At 45.1% G+C, this 25,395-nt stretch carries 18 protein-coding genes; 5 read left to right on the top strand and 13 right to left on the bottom strand.

Going from position 1 to position 25,395, the window contains the following annotated elements; genetic code table 11:
- Window positions 1-132 precede the first annotated feature (132 nt).
- From DW159_RS04870 to DW159_RS04905, 8 genes are all read right to left on the bottom strand, one after another.
- Window positions 133-2,274 (bottom strand): ATP-dependent helicase, encoded by a 2,142-nt coding sequence (locus DW159_RS04870; protein ID WP_187115850.1) that lies wholly within the window; start codon window positions 2,272-2,274, stop codon window positions 133-135.
- Window positions 2,275-2,430: 156 nt separating this feature from the next.
- Window positions 2,431-10,734, bottom strand: coding sequence for a leucine-rich repeat protein (locus tag DW159_RS04875; protein WP_147323103.1), 8,304 nt, complete (start codon window positions 10,732-10,734; stop codon window positions 2,431-2,433).
- A 188-nt stretch (window positions 10,735-10,922) separates the two neighbouring features.
- The gene (locus tag DW159_RS04880; RefSeq protein WP_015533113.1) at window positions 10,923-11,621 is read right to left on the bottom strand and encodes a zinc metallopeptidase; all 699 of its coding nucleotides are present in this window, start codon (window positions 11,619-11,621) and stop codon (window positions 10,923-10,925) included.
- A gap of 177 nt (window positions 11,622-11,798) precedes the next feature.
- On the bottom strand, window positions 11,799-12,584 hold the full coding sequence (locus DW159_RS04885; RefSeq protein WP_117549126.1) for a GH25 family lysozyme: 786 nt from the start codon (window positions 12,582-12,584) through the stop codon (window positions 11,799-11,801).
- A gap of 130 nt (window positions 12,585-12,714) precedes the next feature.
- A complete protein-coding gene (locus DW159_RS04890) occupies window positions 12,715-13,038 on the bottom strand; it encodes a hypothetical protein (RefSeq protein ID WP_117549127.1) in 324 nt (107 codons plus the stop codon).
- A gap of 440 nt (window positions 13,039-13,478) precedes the next feature.
- Window positions 13,479-13,763, bottom strand: coding sequence for a hypothetical protein (locus DW159_RS04895; RefSeq protein ID WP_117549128.1), 285 nt, complete (start codon window positions 13,761-13,763; stop codon window positions 13,479-13,481).
- Window positions 13,764-14,556: 793 nt separating this feature from the next.
- The gene (locus DW159_RS04900) at window positions 14,557-15,567 is read right to left on the bottom strand and encodes a GGGtGRT protein (RefSeq protein WP_004853826.1); all 1,011 of its coding nucleotides are present in this window, start codon (window positions 15,565-15,567) and stop codon (window positions 14,557-14,559) included.
- A 29-nt stretch (window positions 15,568-15,596) separates the two neighbouring features.
- Window positions 15,597-16,298 (bottom strand): iron-sulfur cluster assembly scaffold protein, encoded by a 702-nt coding sequence (locus DW159_RS04905; protein ID WP_004853825.1) that lies wholly within the window; start codon window positions 16,296-16,298, stop codon window positions 15,597-15,599.
- A 356-nt stretch (window positions 16,299-16,654) separates the two neighbouring features.
- Here DW159_RS04905 and DW159_RS04910 point away from each other — a divergent pair, with 356 nt between their 5' ends.
- Window positions 16,655-17,572 (top strand): PHP domain-containing protein, encoded by a 918-nt coding sequence (locus DW159_RS04910; RefSeq protein WP_117549129.1) that lies wholly within the window; start codon window positions 16,655-16,657, stop codon window positions 17,570-17,572.
- Between the two features lie 35 nt (window positions 17,573-17,607).
- On the opposite strand, the gene yajC is transcribed toward DW159_RS04910, so the two are convergent.
- The 3 genes from yajC to DW159_RS04925 form a co-directional block, all read right to left on the bottom strand.
- Window positions 17,608-17,982, bottom strand: a complete 375-nt coding sequence (gene yajC / locus DW159_RS04915) for a preprotein translocase subunit YajC (protein ID WP_015533108.1) — start codon at window positions 17,980-17,982, stop codon at window positions 17,608-17,610.
- Window positions 17,983-18,001: 19 nt separating this feature from the next.
- Entirely contained in the window at window positions 18,002-19,135 is a 1,134-nt protein-coding gene (gene tgt, locus DW159_RS04920) for a tRNA guanosine(34) transglycosylase Tgt (protein WP_117549130.1), read from the bottom strand.
- Between the two features lie 310 nt (window positions 19,136-19,445).
- Complete coding sequence (locus DW159_RS04925; protein WP_242992614.1) at window positions 19,446-21,092, bottom strand: S1C family serine protease; 1,647 nt, start codon at window positions 21,090-21,092, stop codon at window positions 19,446-19,448.
- Window positions 21,093-21,273: 181 nt separating this feature from the next.
- Between DW159_RS04925 and DW159_RS04930 the strand changes: the two genes are divergently transcribed.
- The 4 genes from DW159_RS04930 to DW159_RS04945 are packed head-to-tail and all read left to right on the top strand — an operon-like array spanning window position 21,274 to window position 24,355.
- The gene (locus DW159_RS04930) at window positions 21,274-21,546 is read left to right on the top strand and encodes a hypothetical protein (protein WP_015533105.1); all 273 of its coding nucleotides are present in this window, start codon (window positions 21,274-21,276) and stop codon (window positions 21,544-21,546) included.
- Window positions 21,547-22,212 carry an ATP-binding cassette domain-containing protein gene (locus DW159_RS04935; protein WP_055224210.1) on the top strand — a complete coding sequence of 222 codons (666 nt, stop codon included), beginning with the start codon at window positions 21,547-21,549 and terminating at the stop codon, window positions 22,210-22,212.
- 19 nt (window positions 22,213-22,231) lie between these two features.
- Window positions 22,232-23,347 carry an ABC transporter permease gene (locus tag DW159_RS04940; RefSeq protein WP_022216215.1) on the top strand — a complete coding sequence of 372 codons (1,116 nt, stop codon included), beginning with the start codon at window positions 22,232-22,234 and terminating at the stop codon, window positions 23,345-23,347.
- 18 nt (window positions 23,348-23,365) lie between these two features.
- On the top strand, window positions 23,366-24,355 hold the full coding sequence (locus tag DW159_RS04945) for an ABC transporter permease (protein ID WP_117549132.1): 990 nt from the start codon (window positions 23,366-23,368) through the stop codon (window positions 24,353-24,355).
- On the opposite strand, the gene DW159_RS04950 is transcribed toward DW159_RS04945, so the two are convergent.
- Window positions 24,306-24,926: a YigZ family protein gene (locus DW159_RS04950; protein ID WP_015533102.1), complete on the bottom strand. Its 621-nt coding sequence runs from the start codon at window positions 24,924-24,926 to the stop codon at window positions 24,306-24,308. The two genes, DW159_RS04945 and DW159_RS04950, sit on opposite strands and share 50 nt — an antisense overlap.
- Window positions 24,923-25,390, bottom strand: a complete 468-nt coding sequence (gene nrdR / locus DW159_RS04955) for a transcriptional regulator NrdR (RefSeq protein ID WP_015533101.1) — start codon at window positions 25,388-25,390, stop codon at window positions 24,923-24,925. The genes DW159_RS04950 and nrdR overlap by 4 nt, the downstream gene beginning before the upstream one ends.
- Window positions 25,391-25,395: the final 5 nt, after the last annotated feature.

Consider the following 25,395-nt stretch of genomic DNA (forward strand, 5'->3'; position numbering starts at 1 on the left):
AAACAGTCTTTTTAACACACACTCCCCACATAAAAACACCGGCAACTAACGATCATCAATCGCCCATTGCCGGTATTTGCTCCACCAAATCAGGTATGTAAATATATGCAATTCTATGCATACCTCCCATCCTCACACTCTTTCAAGTGCTATCCCTATCTTCAGATTTCTCTCCGTTGCCATCTTGTCAAACTTGATGACATAGCACCCTATATCTCCCCTGATACCGGTTATCGTGCCCTCGCCGAACACCTTGTGTCTCACCCTGTCTCCGGGCTTTAGCTCGGTGTCCAGCGGCATATAGCGGCTCTCATTTGCGGCTATGTAGCTCTTGGTGTCGTCGACAAGGCGCTGCGGGAGCTCGTTCACGTAGTCGATTGCTTCCCGGTCTATGTTGAAGATGAACCGGGACGGGTATCTGAAAGAATCATCGTAGTTCAGCCCCTCGGCATCGCTGATGTACAGGCCGCGCTCCGCTCTGGTGCACGCCACGTATGCCATGCGGCGTTCCTCCTCGAGCATCGCCTCAGTATCCACATGCTTGCTTGGGAATATACCTTCATTTACACCGCACACGAACACATATGGGAACTCCAGGCCCTTTGCGGTGTGTATGGTCATCATCGTCACAGAATCCTTGTCCCTCTCCCTGTCATTGTTCGTGTAGAGAGCTATGCTCTGCAGATATTCCTCCAGCGTATTCTCCTCACCGGAGGTCTTCTCATATTCGTCTATCGACTGCTTCAGCTCTGCCAGGTTGTCCAGCCTTTCCTGTTCGCCCGCCTGTCTGAGCATCGCCTCGTAACCCGTGGCGGCCATAAGCTCTGTCACAAGGTCTGACAGACTTTTCTCCTTGTATGTCCTCCTGAAATTTTCTATGATATCGACAAAGGCTGAAGCACCTGTCGACTTAACAGTCTTCTCCTCCAGAAGATCCTGAAGACCGCTGTACAGTGAGCATCTGTGAGTCTCACAGTACGACTTCAGCATCGACATTCTCTTTTTGCCAAAGTTCCGCTTTGGTTCATTTATCACCCTGTGAAATGACAGATCATCCGCGTATGCCACCATCCTGAGATATGCCAGCACATCCTTTATCTCCTTGCGTTTGTAGAACTCCGTTCCGCTGTAGAGGATATACGGGATCTTTGTCTTGATAAATGCTTCCTCTATGCTTCTCGATACGAAATGTGATCTGTACAAAACGGCTATGTCACTGTACTTTGTGCCCGCCTCAACCAGTCTTTTTATCTCATTTGTCACCCACTGGGCTTCATCCCCGGTGGTCCTGGAATGTACGTACAGAGGGCGTGCCTCAGACGGCTTCACAGCCACAAGCCTGTGGGGCAGTCTGTTCCTGTTCTTCTCGATCAGTGAGTTGGACACCGCCAGTATGTCAGGAGTTGAACGATAATTCATGTCGAGGAATATGGTCTGTGTATTCTCATGGTTCTTGTCGAATTCCAGTATGTACTCTATCCTTGCCCCGCGCCACGTATATATGGTCTGATCCGGATCGCCCACGATGAACAGATTCCTGTGATAACCGCTGAGTATCTCCGCCAGCGCATACTGGTTACCGCTGACATCCTGAAACTCGTCCACCATGACATACATCATGCGTTCCTGCCATTTGCGGCATTTCTCCGCATCGGTTCTGAGGATGTGGAGCGCAATGGTTATGAGATCATCATAGTCAAGTCCATACACCTTCTTCTGTTCGTACAGGTATCCCAGAAATACTTTTTCAGGTATGTCTGAAGCCTTCTCATAATCCGCCAGCAGTCTGTCGTTGCTTATGTCCGCCAAATATGTGATATGCTGCATCTCGTTCTTCATAGCCGATATGTGATCCCTCGCCATGTCAAATGTATATGTTCTCGACTGTATATGGGCATTCTCGTACACCGTTTTGAGTATATCCTCCGTGTCCTCGCTGTCCATCACCACAAAGTTCTGGGGATAATTGATGGCATGGATATCCTCCCTCAGAAGCTTCACACAGAAGCCGTGAAATGTGCAGATGTATCCCGTATCACTGTCCCCGATCATCTGTCTGATACGTTTGCTCATCTCCCTCGCCGCTTTATTTGTAAATGTGACACACAGTATATTCGATGTGGATATTCCAAGCTCATCCACCAGATACGCATATCTGTATGTGAGCGCCTTTGTCTTGCCGGTTCCCGCTCCCGCAATTATGCGCACATACCCTTCTGTGGTGGTCACTGCCTCCTTTTGCTGTTCATTCAGTTCATCTATAAAATTATCCATACAGTCCTCCATATATTCACAAACATATGTTCAGTATAGCAGATTATATCTTTCCTGTCACTACACTCATGGTTTTACACCAGAACGATCTTCACATAAAAAACAGGACAGCCACATCATCTGTGACTGTCCCGCCAATGCATCAACGCATTTCATTTATTTTGACTTTTTGTATACCGCTTTCTTAGGAGTGTTCATTCCCTTCGCCTTGAGCTTCTTTGCATATGCGTCATATTTCTTCTTAGGAAGATATATCTTCACATTGCTCTTGACACCCTGGAAAGCATTCTTACCGATAGTCGTTATCCTTGTAGACTTTATGGTAACTTTTCCAAGCTTTCCACACTTGCTGAATGCTGCACCGCCTATGGTCTTAACGTTTCCTCCAATCACAACCGTGGTGAGATATTTGCGTCCTGTAAATGCTTTCGCTCCTACAGCCGTAACATTGAAGTTCACTCCACCGATCTTGACACTGGATGCAACCGTGAGTGACTTGAACTTCTTGTCGTTCTTCTTGCTTGTACTTCCAACAAGTGTCACTGTTCCCTTGCCATTTGAAGCAGCATTTGTCACCTTGTATTTCAGATAGCCAGGCACGCCCTTCTGCGAAACTTTGTATATCTTGCCCTTGCCAGCCTTGATAGCAAATGTCTTGCTGACGGAGCCTCTGTAATTACCCTTACCTGTGATCGTTACTGTCGCTGTACCGATATTCTTGTTATTCTTGTACTGTACGGTGTAATCCACACCATTCTTCAGTGTTGTTTTGCCTCTCCTCAGCGCAAGCGATTTAACAGTGATCGATGATCCTGTGTATGTATATCCATTCTTTTCTATACCCCTTACGACCACATTGTTCTTGGAATTTCCTATGTCTATTCCAAGGGCAGCTACTGACTCATAACGCTTGTATCCACACTTGGTACAAGTAAATGTCTTCTTACCTGCCGCTGTGTCTGTAGGCTTGGTCGTTATCGCGCCCTTGTCCCATGTGTGATTTGCCAGGCCTGACTTCTCTCCACATGAGCACTGATACCAGTGAGATCTGCTGTCGCTCTTGTACTTATTGCCGTAATCGTGTACATGCTGCTCCGGCTCTTTCTCGACGGTAATCTTTACATTGAATACAACTCCATTGTAAGCCCTGTTCCATCCTGTAACTGATGTCCAGTCATAATTTACTGTGTCTGCAGGCTTGAAGCAAAGCTTGTATGTATTGCCATCCTCAACCTTTGTCGTTCTGTCTGTATACCATGTGTATACTCCATCCTCGCGCTCTGGAAGCTCTATGTCTGCAAGAGTCATATTCTCCTTAGCACTCAGTGAATCTATCGCCTGAGTAAATACTGCATTTGCAGGAAGAATCTGAACAGTTATCTCCACATGCTCTGCTCTCTCGTATACATCCTCATCTTCAGGTACAAATGTTGCAAGGAAAGTCTTTGTTCCAACCTCTCCTACAGATTCATCTGCATTCTCCCAGATGAACATTCCACCTGCTGTCTCAGGCAGGAGTATCTTGCCAACAGTGTCTCCGTATGTAGCTGTGACATTCTCCGGAACTGTAAATACAGGATCCTGCTTTCTCACATACACTGAAAGCTTCACTGCAATTCTCACACTTCCGTCTTCCAGTTCCTCATATGTTCCCTCTGCTGCATCGATCTTGCTCCAGTCATAGTTTGCTGTGTCGTCTGGAACAAAGTATGCATCGTAGTTCTCACTTGTTCCGGCCTTTCCTACCTGCTGTGTTCCATCTGCCCACATGTACTTTCCTGCTGCCGATGTTGGAAGCTCCACATCCGCAAGGGTCTTGCCGGCATATGCGTCGCCCGCCTTTCCAGCAGTAAATGAAGGTATTCCCTTCTCCACGCTGGATATGATCAGTGTGAACTCAGCCACTGTCTGATTCTGTCCTCTCACCGTGAACTTGACTGTCTGTGCCTCAGCACTTGCAGTCTTCGGCGTTCCATATACCTTTCCATCGTATATCACAAGTCCTGCCGGAAGTGTCTGTCCCTTTGCAAGGGAGTATAACACATATCCGTTGTCCACAGCTTCATCATTCTGGATCTCTATGGCTGTCAGATCATATAATGGCTCATCCTTTGTGGTTGTCTTTCCAACCTGCGCCTTAACTGTATCCTCTGTCTTTGCAAGAGTTATATTTACGGCCTCCTGCTTTGCCATATTTACCGTAACTGTTGCCGGCTCATATGTCATGACGCCGCTCCAGAGACGGTTGTTACTTGTAGTCATGGCTGTGTCATCCGGTCCAAATACAACTGAATCCACCGCCATTCCATCTATCGGCTCACCGTCTATTGTGATGTAGAACGACTTGCCACCCTGTATATAGAGTGCATCGTCACCGTCAACACCTGACTTCTTCTGACATCTTGTTGCCGATGAACTCTTCTCTATCTTTGCATCGCCATCCTTGAAGCAATATGCAGGATAATCCACATCAAGCTTGTAGAAAATGGCGCTGTAATTTTTCAGTGCGTACACCATATCCGGGATCACTGTGGTGAGTATGCTTCCGCTTCCAAGACTTGACGTATATGCAAGCTGCTTCATATTACCATAGTTTACGATCATTGCACTGTTTGTGAGGTTGCCAAATGTAAACTGTGCATCAGCTCTATTGATGAGCTTTGCATTTGTATTCAAGGTGATCCTCTCACTATTTGCTGCTGTGATATCCCCGTAGTTATCTACTGTTGCTGAAGCCTGAACATTTCCTTTCAGATTCCATGCACCTCTGTTGACCAGTGATCCTGTCATAGTCAGAGCGCCGTCCACATTCCATGTGCCAAGGTTCTCAACATCACCGGTAACTGTCGCTGTCGATGTATTTGTAAGAACTGCGCCATCGGCGATGGTCAGCTTTGAATCCTTGAGGATCTCAAGCTGTTTTACCTCCACCTCTCTGTCAAGTGTGTAGTCTCCGCCTATAGTTAATTTGCCGGCGAGAGACATATACAGTGAACCCAGACTCTCAACCCGGTAATTGTCAGCGGTGCCCTTTACAGTAGCTGTGGACTTTGCATTCTCGTCTACATACTCTACCTTGCCAACCTTACCGCCTGCCGCAAGTACAAAGTCACCTGTGACAGCGCCCTCTGTTCCTGCCTTGACGTATATATTTCCAATGCTGTGACCATAGTTAAATACCAATGCCTTGCTATGCTCATTGTTGACGTCATTTTTTCTGAGTTCTCCTGACTTTATCTCGGCATACAGATCTCCCTTCACATCTGACTGCTGGACAAAGTTGTTGCACTTCTCAGCGCACCATCTTCCATCAACCACACAGTTCACATTTCCGGATACGGCTGTTCCCGACACTCCGTTGAAGTAGGAGCGCTTGTTCATGTAATCCGCACCGTATATAAATGTATTGTAATGATCAGTTATACCAACTCTTATATCCACATCACCGGATACTGATCCACCCGATGTAACATACATATTCTCAGACTTGGTTGATTTCGGTGTGTACATCTGTGCAGACTTTGCAAATGTGAAGTCTACCTTCTCCGCATTTGTATTGTACGCACCGTATACCACGCTTCCTGCTCTTCCGTCCTCTGCCGCGAAGGTCACTGTCTTGACATCAGCGTTTCCTGCCGCAGCTACAGTGCCTGACACATAACCGCTCATGATCGTCATGGTTACATTTCCATCTATCGTCACTCGGTCTGCCTTGCTGTCAGTTGAACCCGCAGCACATATATTGCCGACATTTCCGCTTCTGAGTGTCACCGATATGTCACCGGTGTATTTATTTGCTGTGTCCGTATAGCCTGATATGCTGTAGCCTGACAGATCATATGTAACCTCTCCGTCTATTCTGAGTGGTCTGTTGTCGTCTGCCACTCCATTATGATCAGCATCCAGATATACTGAGCTCTTGCTGCTATCCGACGGATCAACTATTATCACTGCTGAATTTCCACCGAGATCAATGGTCTTATCCTCTGTGTTCACAGATACACCAAGCTTGTTGATATCAGGTATCTCCGTGCCTGCCGGCAGTACCTTGAATACCACTGGGAAATCAACCGGTGTTCCATTTCGTCCTGTTATGACAAATACTACTGTGCTTTCACCTGCATTCTTGGCTGTTCCTGTTATCTTACCCGACTCAAGCACAAGTCCTGATGGAAGTGTCGAACCGCTCTTCAATCTGTACTGCATGTCAGTTCCATAATTCTTTGTGGTATCTCCTGTAACCTTGAGGATCGTGAGATCGTACGCTGGTGAATCCGCTGTGTACTTGGTCTCCGCCGCCAGAATCGGATCTGCGTATTCCTTACTGATGTCTATCTGGTCTGCCACATAATCCACTACAATAGACATAGATGAATCCGGGCCTGTCACCTTTGCACTTCCGTTGCTTCCCTGTACCGGCTCGCCGCCATTTGCCGACACATAGGCTGTGTAACCCGGCACATCGGTATAGCTAACTGTGATCGCCTGTTTGCAGGCAACATATTTGACATTCTCATATTCAACTACATATGACTGTGCAGCCAATTTTGCTGATGTGTTGTCCATGTTTGTTGAGCCGCCTGCATAGCTGTAATACACTCCTGTCCAGCCGCTGGCATCTATATCATCTGCAAATTTTCCTGCTGCCACCCACACACCTGTGTTGCTGAACTGGTCTGAAGGACACTTGAGCGTACCCTTCTGATATACTCTTGCCCAGCCTGATGTCATGTTGACCTTGCCCACATCAAACAGCGCATCCTCGCCTATTGTGAGTGTCGTGTCATACTGTGTCATATTGAGAGCCGCAAGCTTCGTATCTCCATTCACAACTGCCTTGGCATACTTTGAATAACCAAGCCTGTCAGCGGTCAGCGTATCGTTAAATACTGCGGATGATCTCTCGTTCAGTGACACATAATCCGTTACCTCAACAGGAGCATTTACATCAACTGCCGCACTGTCATAGATTATCAGAGCCATTGCCGTGAGCTTCTTATTCACAACGTAGGTTCCTCTGATAGTTACGATATCCTTGCTGTTTCTCATGAATGCACCGGTATATTTTGATGTTGTATCCGCTGCAAATCCGCCCTTATCTACAGTGTTCTCTGCGATCTCATATGCGATGGTTCCATCCACGGTTGAATTCGACAGAACATACATAGTTGCTGCCTTACCACCACGGATATTTATACTCACCGCATCGCCGTCTTCATATGAAAGCTCTGAATCCTTTGCACCGTATATTGCTTTTACATTTCCCCCCGTCATGGTGATCCTGATATTTCGTCTTATGGCGTTGTCCTCGACACCTGTTATCGTGTACTCCGACAGATCTCCGGTGTACAGAGGTGTCTTGCCATCTGCCTGTCCATCCTGATTGTCGTCCACGTATATCTCTGTCTCTGTGTCGTCCTTTGCCTGGATGACCACTGATGTTCCGTTGAGACATATAGTCTTCTCATCCTCGTCAACTACGATTCGGCCATCCTGGTTGTCCTGCTTCTTCTCCTCATTTGAGACGATCACATTCAGTGAGAGCTGTGCCTTTGAACCATTTCTTCCTGTCACATGTACTATGACATTCTTTCCATCTTCATAAAGCTTGCTTGCCGTTCCGACAACCTTGCCATCGATCAATGAGAGTCCCTCAGGAAGTCCATTTGTCTCGTCTATCTCGTATGTGACCTCGCCCTCTCTTGCGTCGTTTGATATGACAAGATCTGCCATGTCATAGAGAGGTGAAGCTGCCGTGTATTCTTTTCCAAGCAGTGCTGAAGGGTCAACAGTTGTCTTGGATACCACGATCTGCTTTCCTGTCGTTACGACCGTCACTGTACAAGGCTCATTCGGCATGCTGAACGTGTACACGCCATTTGATTCAACCGCTGAATTTTCCGCTGTGTCGCTCTGACCTCTGAAGGTCACCTTGTCAAGAATATATCCCTTGTTCACGGTCGGTGTTATCTTGACATCTGCGCCGCCCTTGACATATGTACCATCAGGATCAATATACTGTGACGTCTTGCCTGTCATGGTGTACGTTGCGGCCTTATCGTTGGACACAACATCTAATGAATAATTTACATTTGCAACATCCCCTACAGCCGAGTCCTCTATTACGCCCCCCTTTGAGAATATATTTGGCAGATACCCATCAGTCGCCTTAAATGTTCCCTTGAGGATTCCACTGTGGAGTATGTTTGAACCGCCTGCTGCATATATACCCTCATTTGCAGTTACCGTTACCCCCTTGTTGATAACGATCACGGCATTGCCCTGGCTTCCGTTCTCTGTGAAGTTACCAAAGTAAATATTGTCAGCAGTTACATCCTTGTCTATCACAAGATTCTGTCCGCCATAATATATATTCTGTCCATAGGTTATAACAGATGAGCCGGTGGTATTCATGCTTGGAGCCATATAATACTTCTCCGGCATACTGCACTTGTCATCAAATGTAACTTTTGCATCCTTGTTATTACCTATATACATCTGGAAACTTATTCCGTCTGCATTTGTAAAATCTGTGTTGTTGATCTTTATATCAACAGGAACTGTATTCTCGGTTGAACCAGAATAGCTCTCATTTGCCAGATAGAAAATATTATTTCCCGCCAGTCCATTTATACTGCTGTCTGACAACGTTATGTCAACCTTTGTTCCGATATTTCCGCAACTGTAATCACCTCCGGCGAGTCCACATTTTGCAAAATGTATCTTTGCTATATCCGCCTTGAGTTCCCCTGCCAGTGCAAAGTTGCCCATCATGGTAAACATGTCGCTGCCCGCGTATTCATACGAGTTCACAAGCGGATCGCCATTTTCGTCTACTATGGATTCATCATTCATGCCATCCACATTGACCGTCATATTTCCCAGACAGCTACCGCCGTATACAAACCGTGCTGAACTGCTGATAACGTTGCTGACGCTTATGTTAAGATCCTTACTGATGCTTCCGCCCTGCTCTACATTCAGAGATCTCGTAATGCTGCAGCCCGAAACTATGGCATCTACAGAACCATTTACCGTCACATTTGACAGCTCCAGAGCATTTACATAGGCTGCATTACAGTTGTAAAGTTCTGCCTTTATATCACCTTTTACACCTGTGCTCAGATACATGCCATTTAATGTATCTGTTGTTGCCACAGCCTTCATTGCAACTCTGGCAGAAGTGATACCGGAACAATTTGAAATTCCATATACCCTGCCGCTGGCGCCAGTGATATTCTCCATGTTCACAGTATACGTATATGTTCCTTCTTCCTCCGGCTGAGTCTGACTGAACGAAACCGAATTCATGCCACATGTTGTGTAACCGGCAGCGCAGTTCTTTATATCTATATCAGCCCTTCCGCCCAGCATACCGCCATACATTCCATATATGGTGTTGAACTTTGCTCCTGAGCCATCAATGCTGACATTTACATTTCCCTTTATATTTGTATTATTGGTGCCATACACAGACATCTCTGATCCAGACTGGCTTTTCAGCTTAAGGTCCAGATTTCCAAGGATAGTCGCACTTGACGCACCATATAAACTGGCACTTCTTCCATCCTTTATGGCTGATATTCCGTCAAATGTAAGGCTCACGTCACCATCAACCTTTGCCCCCTGGGAAACTCCGTTCAGGCTGTCTACCTTGGAATCAGTCACCTTGGCCGTCAGTGTCTTACTGAGCACAGCTCCATTCTGCACGAGATACACTGAATTGGCGCTGGCTCCTTTCATATTGAACACTGCATCGCCATTAATAGTGTATGCCTTTCCTGTGTAATATCCATCTGTAGCCAGTGTGACAAATGTGTTGCCGTCACAGCTATAATTGATATTCTCCGTGATGTCTCCATCTATGGTCGATGTGCTGAGACCATAGAGCGTCTTTATCTTAACTGACTTCTCCGTGTCTATCAGTACACCACCAGTACAATATGTTCTGAAAAGTCCATACAGACTTTCAACTGCCGCGTCGCCCTTCACACTGATAGTTACCGCAGTCATGTTCTCCGGAGTCTCAACAGTGCTCTCAAATGCTCCATATACAACAGGCAGTTCAGCACCGTCTATGGTTATGGAGATCGGCGAACTGCCATTACCATGATAGATTCCATATATATTGCCATATTGTATGTCCGTGCTTCCATCCAATGCGAAAGCTTCCTCGCCCTCATCAAGGATTCCATCCCTGTCTTTGTCATTGTAAATATTTAATAACTGCTCGCTGTCAGTGGAATTCGGCGACTGCTTTATGATTACCGAATTGCCGTTGAGCGTGACACCTGATGGTGTAGAGCCTGACGACTCATATACATACTCCAGCCCCTTTCCCGTATTCGCAGCTTCAGACTGTGTTCCGTCCGCCGCAAATGCCGTTATTCCCGATGCCATACCTATAGCCGCAAGCACCGACAAGGCCGTTATACCTCCTCGTAGCCTTCTCTTTCTCATCAATTACCCTCCCTTAATTAATTGTTTCGCAGACCATCCCCGCTATAATTGTGCACTATAGCAGAAAAAATCTTGCAAATATGTAGATTTTTGCCACTTTAACCATTTTACCATAGCAAAGTTGCAAATACTATCAACAAATTCACAAGACTTTTTTATGCATTTTTATATTTTCTGTTATAATTCCGCTATCTTCTCCTGTTGCCAAACAATAATACAAGTCTGAGCAACTGAAGTGATGCTGATACCATAGCTGCCACATATGTCATAGCTGCCGCTGTGAGTACACTTCTTGCACCCTTGAGTTCATCCGGATAGAGATATCCGCTGCCCTCCAGTATCGCCATGGCTCTTCTCGATGCATTGAACTCCACCGGAAGTGTCACAAACTGTAGGACAACAACCAGTGAGAACAATATGATTCCGAGTGTTATAAGGTAATCAACCCTCGGAATGAGAAGTCCTATAAGTATGAGCGGCCATGATATGGCTGAGCCTATATTTGCCGCTGGAATGATTGCTGACCTTATGGTGAGCGGTGCATATGCATTTGCATGCTGTATGGCATGTCCGCACTCATGGGCTGCCACGCCTATCGCTGCGATGGATCTGGAACCATACACGCTGTCCGACAGATTGAGCGTATGCTCCTTAGGATTGTAATTATCAGTCAGATCTCCTGAGATGTGATGTATTGACACATCCGTTATCCCCGCATTCCTGAGTATCATGTATGCGACCTGGTCCGCTGTGTAGCCTGACCGCGATCCCACCTTCTCATACTTCTTGTATGTGGTCTTGACTCTTGCCGACGCTATCATGCAGAGCACCACGCCTATGAGAACCAACAGATATGTTGGGTCAAAATAAAATCCATAATATGGCATATATATCACCTTTTCCTTTCATGTATCCCTGACGGGGGCTTTTGTTTTCCACTATCCTATAGTATATATTGCGCTTCGTCAACAGGTGTGGATGATTCTTCATATAAATTTCATTTTTGCCGGAACTAATTTTATACTTCGTTTTCCTGCCATTTTTCTTATGTCATTTACCTGCAGCTATCTGCCAAGCATCTCATTTACCTTATTCTGCACCTTGACATGATCATACCCTGCCTTCTTCAGCCTGTTCTTTCTGTCATCGCCATTTCCCCAGTCGCCGGCTATGACCTCTCTGGCTATCACATCTATCGATTTCTTCTGTGAACTGCCAGTCTTTTTTGCGGCATATTTTTTCCATGTCGTCTTATCTATATATGACTTGTTAAGATCGAGATTGCCATCGTAACCCGGAAGTCTTCCAACGGATGTGTACTGTCTGATATCACATTCGTATTGACCTTCATTCCATGGATGCTCCTGATATCCCGTCCGCTCGTAATCAGGATACTGTGCAACCCACAGCCTGTATCCCAGGCCCTTTACATTGTCCATGGCGCTCTTCTGGATATAGATCAGGGGCTTAACACCGGTCTTACTGTACACATGATCACACCACTCTTTGCACCATGCCCTGTCACTTCTGCCAAACTGCGGATTATTCTGCCCCTCCCAGTCAAGGACAAGTATCGCCTTGCCCACATATTTCTTACTGTATGCTATGAAATACTCAGCCTCACTGTGGGGATCGCCACCATTTGCATAATGGAATGCCCCCAGGAGTTTTCCCGCTTTCATCGCCTGGTCACAGTGCTTTGCAAAATACCTGTTCTTGTAGTCCGTGCCCTCCGTAGCTTTCACTATCACAAAGTCACAAGGCACCTTGGTTATATCTATAGTATCCTGCCACGCTGATATATCTATACCATCCATGTAGCCCTTTAATGGAACCTTATTAGAAGCCATAAAATTGTCTCCTGAATTCTTTTGTCTGTATATAATATTCCAGACATTGAATCAGGAGACAATCTTAGGATCATTATTCCGAACTTATACTTATCTGTCTCGTATTACATGTGTCACTGTCATAACACCCTTATTCATGCCACCTTTCCTTATCTCCGCCCTTGTAAAACCGCTTGAATATCGATATCAGGTAGTCCCATCCCCGGGTACATATAATCGCAATGACAAATGCCCCGAAAAACGCAGCCACAGGATAATACCACACAAATGCTATGTGATAAAATGATAGTCCAACAAAAAGTCCCACCTCACACACAATGACACTGGTGATCAAAACCTGAAAAGAGGTAGGAATCTTCTTCAGCACTCCTACCTCTTTCGTAAATTCCGTTATTACCGATATCAAAGTGCAAAGAACCGCAACAACTACAAGATATACTGCGAATCTGTCCATGCGTATTCACCTCCTTGTCCATGATATAGTTTAATGTATTCCGGAAGGTGGTATGTGGTTATAAAATATTATTATGTTCTTACATTACATTGACTATAATTTTGATATAACTTATACTGTAATTACAATTTTATACATACAATTTGTAATTCTTTTTAAATTAAACCTCGCATTAATGCGGGGTGTTTTACGTTATATGGGGATCTCCAAAATGTATATATATCAAAATTACTTCTGTATGAAAATAGAATAATGTATTTAACCGGGCAGCCGAGGGGTGTTACACCATATCCGTTCGAGTCTTGGAAGGGAGTGGTGCCTTATGAGTACATATGAGGAATTCATGGTTATATTAACCGTTGCGATACTTATTGTGACAATTCTGAATCATAGAAAATAAGAAAAACACCTCAGCCGACTAAGCTATGAGGTGTTTCATCTTAAAATGGTTTTTGCCGGACGGATAGGACGTATCTATCGCTCGGCTGTCTTGTTAAGTATATTATACAATATTTTTGACGTTTGTCAAAAATAAAATTCTGAAGTGCAAGATCAAATGCCGCATGGGACTTACCAAATCGTCTGGCATGACTGACACTGGTACAATTAGCATTTGTACATATAACTCTGTTCAGATATTCAAGCAGACCTGTCTTATCAAGATACAATCCACTATTCTTGTCCTTCGTAAAACTGTCATTACTTGGATTAAAATAAATGCCCATCTCATGCCCTCCTTGTTTATTTCAAATGTCTTATATATAATTCTCAGAATTCATTGATATAGGCCTTTTCTCTGAAATCGGGATATTAATTCAACCTCTTTCCGAGTTGCCATAAAGCTGTGTCCATCCTCAAGTGTTATATTTCCAAGTTCAATGTTCTTATCTATGCTACCCATTATATCTGTTTTTATAAGGCTTTTCAACAATGCTATATTTTCTGGAGTGCGATATTTTTTTTCTTAATCTCTCCCTGAGTTTAAGCAGAAAGAACGGAACCAGAATGACCATCTTTCTATTGTTTATATCCTCTGTTTAACAATTCATAAGTTTTACGACCGGAACTCTATAGATTATCGGCGCATCCAATCCAAGATCTACTGACAAAGAATATGTATCTGGAACAGATTCAGATACATTGTTCAGATATATTATACAAGGATTCGGAAAATGTATCTGGTATATGTCATGTCCTTCCTCGTCCTGCGTTTCTTCCGATCGGTAGACCCACTTTAGACCGAAATCGGATGCATGTCAATAGATTTTCGTAAATGCGCTAATAAAGCGAATTTGCGCTAAATACGCGCATTTTCGCGCGGTCCATTGGCATATCAACTGTCGTCCAGTTCTCGTATAAGCATAGTATTTTGCCAATCGTTCACATAAAAAAATCCACATCCTGCCCACGTATATTTACGTGGACAAAATGTGGACAAAAACGCATTTTATACTGAATGCGAACAAGTTTTTAGAAAATTCTGAATTATCTCACAATTCCCAAAAGCCTTGATTTTACTTAGAACTTACCAGCGTTAGCAGCTTCCTCAACAGAAACAGCTACAGCAACTGTAGCACCAACCATAGGGTTGTTACCCATTCCGATAAGTCCCATCATCTCTACGTGTGCAGGAACTGATGATGAACCAGCGAACTGTGCATCACTGTGCATACGTCCGAGAGTATCTGTCATACCGTATGAAGCAGGACCTGCTGCCATGTTATCTGGGTGAAGTGTACGTCCTGTACCACCGCCTGATGCTACTGAGAAGTACTTCTTACCCTGCTCGATACACTCCTTCTTGTATGTACCTGCAACTGGATGCTGGAAACGTGTAGGATTTGTTGAGTTACCTGTGATAGATACACCAACATTCTCCTTGTGCATGATAGCAACACCTTCCTGAACATCGTCAGCGCCGTAGCACTTAACTGTTGCACGGATACCATCTGAATATGCCTTCTCGTATACTACATTGAGCTCAGCCTTCTTGTAGTCATACTTTGTCTCAACATATGTAAATCCATTGATTCTTGAGATGATCTGAGCTGCATCCTTACCAAGACCGTTAAGGATAACTCTAAGAGGTTTTTTACGAACCTTGTTAGCCTTCTCAGCGATACCGATAGCACCCTCAGCTGCTGCAAATGACTCATGACCTGCTAAGAAACAGAAGCACTCTGTCTCCTCCTCAAGTAACATCTTACCAAGGTTACCATGTCCAAGACCAACCTTACGATGATCTGCAACAGAACCTGGTATACAGAATGCCTGAAGACCCTCGCCGATAGCTGCTGCTGCGTCTGCTGCCTTTCTGCATCCCTTCTTGATTGCGATTGCTGCACCTACTGTATATGCCCAGCAAGCATTCTCAAAACAAATTGGCTGAATACCCTTTACCTGATTGTAAACGTCAAGTCCAGCGTCCTTTGTGATCTTCTCAGCTTCTTCGATTGAGCTGATTCCATAGCTGTTAAGTACAGCGTTTATCTGGTCTATTCTTCTTTCATATGATTCAAATAATGCCATTGTCTCGTTCTCCTTTCCTCTATTTCCGACTACTCTTTACGTGGATCGATGATCTTAACAGCGCCCTGCTCTGGCTTAACACGTCCGTATGAACCTGAAGCCTTCTCCCAAGCTGTGTTAGGGTCATCACCCTTCTTGATAAAGTCAGTCATCTTTCCAAGAGAAACGAACTGATATCCGATAACTTCGTCATCTGCATCAAGTGCTATTCCTGTTACATAGCCCTCTGCCATCTCAAGGTAACGAACACCCTTAGCCTTTGTTGCATACATTGTACCAACCTGTGAACGAAGACCCTTTCCAAGATCCTCAAGTCCGGCACCAACTGCAAGTCCGTCATCTGAGAATGCACTCTGTGTACGTCCGTATACGATCTGAAGGAATAACTCTCTCATTGCTGTATTGATAGCATCGCACACAAGGTCAGTGTTGAGAGCCTCAAGGATTGTCTTACCCTGAAGAATCTCAGCTGCCATAGCTGCTGAATGTGTCATACCTGAACATCCAATAGTCTCGACAAGAGCCTCCTCGATAACACCCTCTTTTACGTTAAGTGAAAGCTTGCAGGCACCCTGCTGTGGTGCACACCAGCCTACACCATGTGTAAAACCAGAGATGTCTTTGATTTCCTTTGAGTAAACCCACTTTCCTTCTTCTGGGATAGGAGCTGGCTCATGCTTTGCACCCTTTGCTACAGGGCACATGTTTTCAACTTCCTTAGTGTAAATCATTGTGAAACTCCTTTCAAAATATGAATTCTTAAAAGCGGTTCCGAATTCTCTAATTCAAACCATCAGTGGTATTTTCTCACAAAACAGTTATGAAGTCCATAGCTTATTGAAAATTTTTGTCGCATTTGCGTGTACTTTATCAAGTACAGCGCGCCTTATTGAGAAAGTTTTTAACAAGGCACAGTTGTCAGGGTTCATATGTCCGCTTATATCATTTGACCGTAACCATATTCACTTGAACATATGTATTTATCTGATATACAATACTTCTGTCAGAGCACATTCAACCCAGACATGCGCCGCTTCAGACGCTGCTCAGATACATGATATAAAAAATAAAAACGGAGGTTTTCAACATGAGATTTATAGATATGCACCTTCACACCACCGCTTCCGACGGCTCCTGCACCCCATCAGAGGTGTGCCAGCTTGCCATTGACAGGAATCTTGCAGCGATCGCCATAACCGACCACGACACAGTAGACGGCGTAGCAGATGCAATCACATATGCAGATAACTGGAACAGCACTCTTTCTCCGATCCAGAACAGTGATTCCACCAACTGCTCTGGCTTTTCTGACAGCAGTGACCATCATATCGAGGTAGTTCCCGGCATAGAGATGTCCGCCATCTACAACGGTGTGGAGATCCACATTCTGGGCTTCTATATGGACTACAAGAACCCTGAGCTCATCTCCCGTCTTGCCGCCATCAAACAGGCCAGATACGACCGAAACGAGCAGATGTGTGAGAGATTCCGCGCCGACGGAATAGACATGACCATGGAGAAGCTGCAGCATGGCAATCCTGATACTGTCGTCACAAGAGCTCATTTTGCCAGAATTCTCATAGCCGAAGGCGTATGCAGGGACATGAACCAGGCGTTCAAAAAGTATCTGGGCAAGAAATGCAAATATTACATTCCAACACCAGACACACCGGCCGCCGATGCCATAAGACTCATAAGAACCTACGGCAAGGCTGCCTTCATCGCCCATCCCCTCATATACGGATTTGGATATAAACAGATAGAGGACATGCTTGAAGAACTGAAGCCATATGGCCTTTCAGGGCTTGAGGTCTACCACTCTTCCAACAATGCCTATGAATCCGGAAGGCTTAGGGAGATCGCCAGAAAACACGGGCTCCTCATATCAGGAGGTTCCGACTTCCACGGCGCAGCCAAACCCGACATATCCGTGGGAACCGGAAGGGGCGGCCTTCGGATCACGGAAGCTGTATTTCAGGATATAAAAAAAGCGGTCACTGTATAATGACCGCTTTTTTATTTACTCTGATGATACCTTTATTATATCTTTGACTTCTTATCCTTATCATCATCTGTGACTGTTGATGATCCCTGCTTCTCAAGCTCTGCAACAGCGCTCTTGTGCATCGGTATACGACAGTTCTTGTTGTTACCAAACTCTACGATGATAGTTGAATCATCAACCACATCAAGGATGGTTCCGTAGAAACCACTGGTTGTCATGATATTATCACCAGGCTCCATCTGTGAAAGCATCTGGTCTGTCTTGGCCTTCTGCTTCTTCTGTGGTCTGATCATCATGAAGTAAATGATTGCAGCAAATATGGCAATATATACAACAATAAACATAACTGATGAACCGCCACTGGCCTGTGTTCCTGTTGACGATGATAAAATTGTTGAAAGTGAATTCATTCTCTGGTCTCCTTTTTGATTACTCTTCTCCACCAGCAAGGCTCTCAAGCATCGATTTCTTATATGACTGATATCTTCCTCCTTCTATAGCCTCTCTGATGTCTTTCATCATATTATTATAAAAATACAAATTATGCAAGACGCAAAATCTCATACCGAGCATTTCATTTGCCTTGAGCAGGTGTCTGATGTACGCTCTGCTATAGTGCTGGCATGCAGGGCATCCGCAGCCCTCCTCTATAGGTCTGTCGTCTGTCTCAAATCTCGCATTCTTGAGATTAAGCTTGCCATGCTTCGTGTACACATGGGCGTGTCGTCCATTTCTGGATGGATATACGCAATCGAAGAAATCAACACCTCTGTCGACCGCCTCAAGTATATTTGCAGGGGTTCCAACACCCATGAGGTATGTCGGTCTGTCCTCAGGCAGATACGGAACGGTCACATCGAGTATGTGGTACATCTGCTCTGCAGTCTCTCCTACCGCAAGTCCTCCTATGGCATATCCCGGAAGATCAAGCTCGCTGATCCTCTTGGCGTGATCTATTCTGATATCCTCGTATATGGCACCCTGATTGATTCCAAACAATAGCTGATTCTTGTTGATCGTATCCGGCAGACTGTTAAGTCTCTCCATCTCATTCTTACATCTGACAAGCCATCTGGCTGTTCTCGCAACAGAATTCTCCACGTACTGTCTGTCAGCCAGTGCAGGGGCACACTCGTCAAATGCCATGGCTATTGTAGATGCCAGATTCGACTGTATCTGCATGCTCTCCTCAGGTCCCATGAATATCTTGCGTCCATCGACATGGGAATTGAAGGTTACGCCCTCCTCCTTGATCTTCCTGAGTCCCGCCAGGGAGAATACCTGGAATCCGCCTGAATCAGTGAGTATCGGTCTGTCCCAGTACATAAACTTATGTAAACCGCCCATCTGCTTGACTATCTTATCCCCAGGTCTCACATGGAGATGATATGTATTTGACAGCTCGATCTGACATCCTATGTCCTTGAGATCCGTTGTTGCCACAGCTCCCTTTATGGCTGCTGCCGTTCCAACATTCATGAACAGAGGTGTCTGCACTGTTCCGTGAACAGTCTGAAATTCAGCTCTCTTTGCCCTTCCATCCTTACAAAGTATTTTGTACATTGTTATGTAAACCTTTCTTTTTCATTTTTCCGAATCTTACGCTATACTTAAGCGTACTCTTTATAATGCACCATTTAAAGTATATTTGCAAGCAAATTTACAATCCACAGGCATTTACCGCCGAACTTGACCGCATACCGGATGAATACGAGGACTTCCGATACAATGCAGGCAGATTACAATTTTGACAGCCACATATCTTACATACAAAACGGCACCTGTAATTTCACTTACAGGTGCCGTTATATCAATATATAGACTTTCAGTTCTGTTAGCTCCGTGCTAAATCACCACTGAATTATCTGACTTATCACTGCTTCTCCTTCAGCGTAGCTGTAGCAGTCTGCTTCTCGTAGTTACCATTGTTGTTTCTGTAGTATACGATAGTTACCTTATCGCCAGGATTGCAGGCCACGATCTTGTCGTGGAATGTCTCCATATCTGCTATGTCCTCACCGTCAAGGCTGCAAATGATATCTCCTGACTGGAGTCCACACTCCTCTGCTGCTGAACCCTGCTCAACTGATGAGATATATACACCCTCAGGCATGTTCAGGAGCTGTGCGTACTGGCTTGTGATGGTCTGGGCAGATATACCGAGGTAAGCCTGTCCTGATGTTGTTCCATCATTTGACACATTCTTGCCTGCTATCAGGTCATTGATTATATCCTGTACATCTGATATAGGAAGTGCATAGCCCATACCCTCAACGCTTGTATCTGAATACTTGGCTGTGTTGATACCGATCAGCTCGCCCTGCATGTTGACAAGGGCACCACCACTGTTACCAGGGTTGATGGCTGCATCTGTCTGAAGTACCTTTACTGTCTCATCTGAAGCACTTATCTCTCTGTTAAGTGCGCTTATATATCCAACTGTAACTGACTGTCCATATCCAAGTGCATTTCCGATTGCCACGCACGGATCACCCACTGCAAGATCATCCGATGAACCTACCTGAATCTCCTTTATCTCATTCAAAGTGTCATCCGATATGTCCGAAAGCTTAACTGTGACAACTGCTATATCATTGTTCTCAACGTATCCCTTTACCACCGCATCTGCACTCTTGTCATCGACAAATGTAACTGACAATGACTTAGCATTCTGTACCACATGATAATTAGTTGCAAGATACAGGTACTGGTCATCCTTGCCGATGATGATACCTGAACCGGCTCCTGTTGACTCCTGCTGATATGAATTGAACCAGTAATCATATGTTGTTACGTATGTTCCTGTGATCGATACGATGGAAGGCATAACCTTCTTGGCAACCGTTGACACATCGTACACTGTACTTGTCGTGTCTGATGATGCCTGCTTGAGCTGTGGTGCATTGTTCTCTGTTGAACCCTCAGCACTCTGCTCTGTTGTGGTCTGCGAATCTTTGCCGAGAAGCTTATCCGATCCATATCTGACCCCCTGGAATACAACGCCTGCCACAAGTCCGAATACAACAGCCGCTGCAACCACACTTGCTGCCTTCTTGCCAAATCCGCTCTTCCTGTTCTTTGGCTTCTTATCTTTTGCCTTCTTCTGTCTCATATTGTTATCTGAAGGCTTTCCTGTTCCCATATTGTTCATTGGATTGCCTGCCTGATTCTGATAACTCTGATTCATTCTCTGGCTGTCATACCATGCTTCCATGCCATTTACATTTCTCTGAAAACCTGAATATGAAGCGTTCTGTGTACCGACTGTTTGAGCATTCTGCGATGAACTCTGTGCGCCGGCAGTCTGAGCGTTCTGTGCTGAGCCATGTACACCGGCTGTCTGATTGTTCTGCGCTGACTGTGCGCCCTGAACATTCTGTGTCTGCTGTGAAGCATTTGTTGAAGGTCTGTCAAATCTTGAATCTCCTCTATTGTTCATATAGCTGTAATGATACAGACCATCCTGCTGTGGTGCCTGACCACTATTTCCATTCATCTGGTTCTTGTTTTCCTGTTCCATCTCTATCATCCTTTCGCATCTTTATTATCTTAATTCCTGTAATCGGTACCTTTCTCTTTCTTACAGTTGTTACTATACGCAGTAAATGTGTCATATTTGTGTCTTTATTGTTTTAATTCTGTGCACAAATGTTATATACTAGTCAGGTACGATCTCAAATAACCCTTATGGAGGATAATATATGTTTAGAGTATGGGGAAAACTTATAAAAGATAACCACCTCATGAAGGATACCGTGATATGCATATCCGACTACGAGATGACGCGTACCCACAAGGTATACAAGGCCCTTGAGGATATGTGCTACGAGTTTGACCTGGCAAAGCCGGTGTGGCTTAAGAAGAATAAGGATGAGTTTATCCACCACGCCAGAACCAGATTCACAGCGGATAACTTTGTGGAGGATATAGATTTTGACTACCTTGATTTTCAGGTAATAGAGGAGGAATACTAGATGTTTTCTGTCTCTTCAGTGAGCAAAAGCTACGGCAAAAATAAAGTTCTGACAGATGTGTCACTGTCCGTATCCCCGGGTGAATGCATCGCCCTTCTGGGAATCAACGGATCGGGTAAATCCACCCTGCTGGGAATACTATCCAGAAACATAAAGCCAGACTCAGGGTGCTTCGGTTTCGACTGTCAGGCAAATGCTGCTCTGCTCCCACAGGACAATCCACTCATACCGGAACTCACAGCCATTGACAACATCAGACTGTGGCACCCCGGAAGCAGGAAAACAGTCATGAACTCCCACAATATGAGCATATGTCAGTCTCTCGGTGTGGATTCATTTCTGGACAAACGTGTCTCAAAGCTCTCCGGTGGAATGAAGAAGAGGCTAAGCCTTGCCATCACGATGATGTCTGACCCGGATCTGCTTCTTCTCGATGAACCTCTGGCCTCGCTTGATCTTCTATGCAAGAACGGGATACTGAGCTATCTCCAGAATTACATATCACATGGAGGAAGTGTCATCATCGCCACACATGAGACATCTGCGCTGGATATATGCAACAAGATATACACACTGAAAAATGGACACATCCAACTGGCCATAGACAGAAATATCTCACCCGGATACACCTCACCTGAAACCTACATCAATCTGATCAGATCATAGCTTTATCTAAAGGAGTTTTATGTTTTACCGACTTATACGAACTGATTTGAAAAGAATAGCTCATTATGGAATATACATGGTAGTCGCAGCATTTGTCATGATGACGGTTTTCCTGTGTCTTGCGTTAAACGCGAACTCTTTTATCTACTCTGATGACCGCTCCGAACCACTTTCAATCGGAATCGTGATGAGTGCAGATTCAAAAACCGCACAGATGGCATACAACACGATATCTGATATGGACAGCTACCACTCATCATGTGTATTCACAGAATTTTCAGACAAGGATACAGCCCTTTCAAGGCTCTCTGACGGAGACCTGTTCGCTGTGATCTACGTCCCTGACAATATCATAAGCGACATCATGGACGGAACGAACACACCTGTCGAGGTATACTATTCTGACAACCGGTCCATCGATACATTTGTGCTGAATGACCTCTTCCGCTCCACCTCCTCCATGCTTGGCATATCCCAGGCGGCCATATATTCGGTTCAGGCGATAGGAAGGAACATGGAGCTTCCCGAGGATATTCAGGACACGCTCAGCAACGATGTAAATGCCATGTTCATGACTAAGGTTCTTGACAGGACTGCCAACTTCACCGTCGACAAAATAAATGCAACCAGAGCAGCAAATACCACCGACTTCTACACAAGTGCGGCGGTTCTTCTCATGATGATGCTGTGCAGCGTTGTTTTCTTCCCATTCCTGCTCGACCTCCCAGCCTCTTACATAACAAAGCTCAGGTCACAGGGAATTGGCAAAGTCAGACGCAATGTCAGCAATTTCATATCCATGTTCATATGGCTGTATATCCTTTATATAACTGTATACATGGCTCTCGCCCTGGCATCACTGTTTATCGATGAACTGCATGTAAATATCCACATGAGCGGGATACTGTTCGGAATCGTCATAGCTACATGTGTCGCGGTATATACACTGCTCATAAGTCTGCTTCCCGCAGGGATACACGGCTGCACACTGCTTCTCACTGTGGTCACTGTCATACTGGCCTATGTGAGCGGCTTATTCATACCGGAAGCCATGCTTCCAAACTTTGCAAAGGATATATGCCATGGATCGCTGCTCAATAAGCTTGTGCAGACACTGTGCATATATTTATCATAAATTTACGGAGATACATCTATGAACCATATAAGACAGATAAACTTACTTATAAAGAGAATACTGTGCCGTCCCGCCATGATCGTCGTTCTGCTGGTCATCCCCGCTGTGCTGATCGCTGTGAGCTTTCTGCCAGCCAGAAAGCAAAGCACCGAGATCGTGTCCGGCGTGTATATTGAAAGTTCTGACGAACACACGGATGCTTTCCTGTCGTATCTCACATCGACATCCACGGGATTTACCTTCAGGCACTATGAATCCCTGAAAGACATGAAGGATGATGTAGCATCCGGCAGGATCGACTCCGCGTACATGGTTCCTGATGGTTTCAGTGAATCAATGATCCACTCTGACGGGAAGCGCCACATAACCGTGTATACAACCGATGGAAGCTCATTCCAGTCTGTGTCCGAAGAATCCGTGTATGCCGCCCTCCTGTATGCATATGCGGCAGACATGTCTGTATGTATGCTCCAGGATCATTATCTGTCAAATGTCCCATACGACGAGACCCAGATGTCAGAATACATCAGTGATAGATTTAAGGGATATATCGAAAATGAGGACATTTTCACCATCGAGAGCGGACTCACCGGAAAATACACGGCATCGACAGATATTGCGCCAAACAATTTTCCTGTGGAAATATTGGTTTACATAACTTTGTTCGTATGTTCTCTCCTGGGACTTCAGAACTATCTCCGAGATCTGGACTGTGGGGCTTACTCTATCCTCTCCTCCAGAAAAAAAGCCGGATTCTGTGTAAAAAATATAGCAGCGGGAATTATTCCCGCTGCCATTATCAGCTTTATATCCTTGATCATATATTCCGGCACCAATGGCTGTCTCAATGTCCTGCTGCATATCGCCGCAGTGTCAGTCATCAGCCTTGCTGCTGCACTCATATTCAGAGTGATATTCAGGCGCTATAAGATATTTACTATAGCTCTGCCATTCATCATCATCTGTACTCTTCTCCTGAGTCTTCTATCAATGCTCTCGCAGATGTAGACTCTGTGATCTGCTTTACCAGACATCCATAGCTGTCAGCCGGCACCGCCACATTGAAGCACACATCTGCAGTGTAATCCGTACTGTCTATCAGTGCATCACTGTTGCTGAGAAGATATTGTACCTTACCCGAATCGTTGTAGTTCGTGGTTATCTTCACCAGCTTCATAAGCTGCATCTTATGTATACCCGCATCAGACAGTGCAAGCTTGGCTGCCTCGGTGTATGCTCTCACAAGACCACCTGTTCCGAGCAGTGTTCCACCAAAATACCTTGTGACCACTATACATATATTAACCACCGCATTCCCCGTGATAACCTCCAAGATGGGTTTTCCAGCCGTTCCCTGCGGTTCTCCGTCATCAGAGAATCTTAGCAATGTATTCTCGCTGCCTATGGCAAATGCATAGCAGTTGTGCCTTGCATCATAGTGCTGCTTCCTGATCTTCTCGACAAAGGCATATGCCTCTTCCTCCGAGGACACAGGGACTGCATAGCCGATGAATCGTGATTTCTTCTCGACTATCTCGTCCTGCCCCTCCTGTAATATCGTGTTGTATGTCTCTATCATCGCTTCTCCGAATTGCTGGTGAGCAGCTTGCCCAGCTCATCCATAAATGTATTCACATCCTTGAACTCTCTGTACACTGATGCAAATCTTACATAGGCTACCTGATCAAGATCCTTGATCTTATCCATGACTATCTCACCTATGGTCGTGCTCTCTATCTCTCTCACTTCCATGTTGAAGATGGTGTTCTCTATGTCATCTATGCACTTTGTGACTGCTTCCGCTGAAACCGGACGCTTATGGCATGACTTTATGACACCTGACTCTATCTTGGAACGGTCATAAGTCTCTCTGTTCTTGTCCTTCTTGATGACTATGAGAGGTATGGTCTCCACCTTCTCATATGTGGTAAATCTCTTACCACAGGCGTCACACTGTCTTCTTCTTCTGATCGCACTTCCATCCTCCGCTGGTCTGGAATCGATAACCTTTGTATCATCTGCTGAGCAAAATGGGCATCTCATATAAT

The organism is Coprococcus sp. AM14-16, from assembly GCF_003434675.1.
Classification (GTDB): domain Bacteria; phylum Bacillota; class Clostridia; order Lachnospirales; family Lachnospiraceae; genus Coprococcus; species Coprococcus aceti.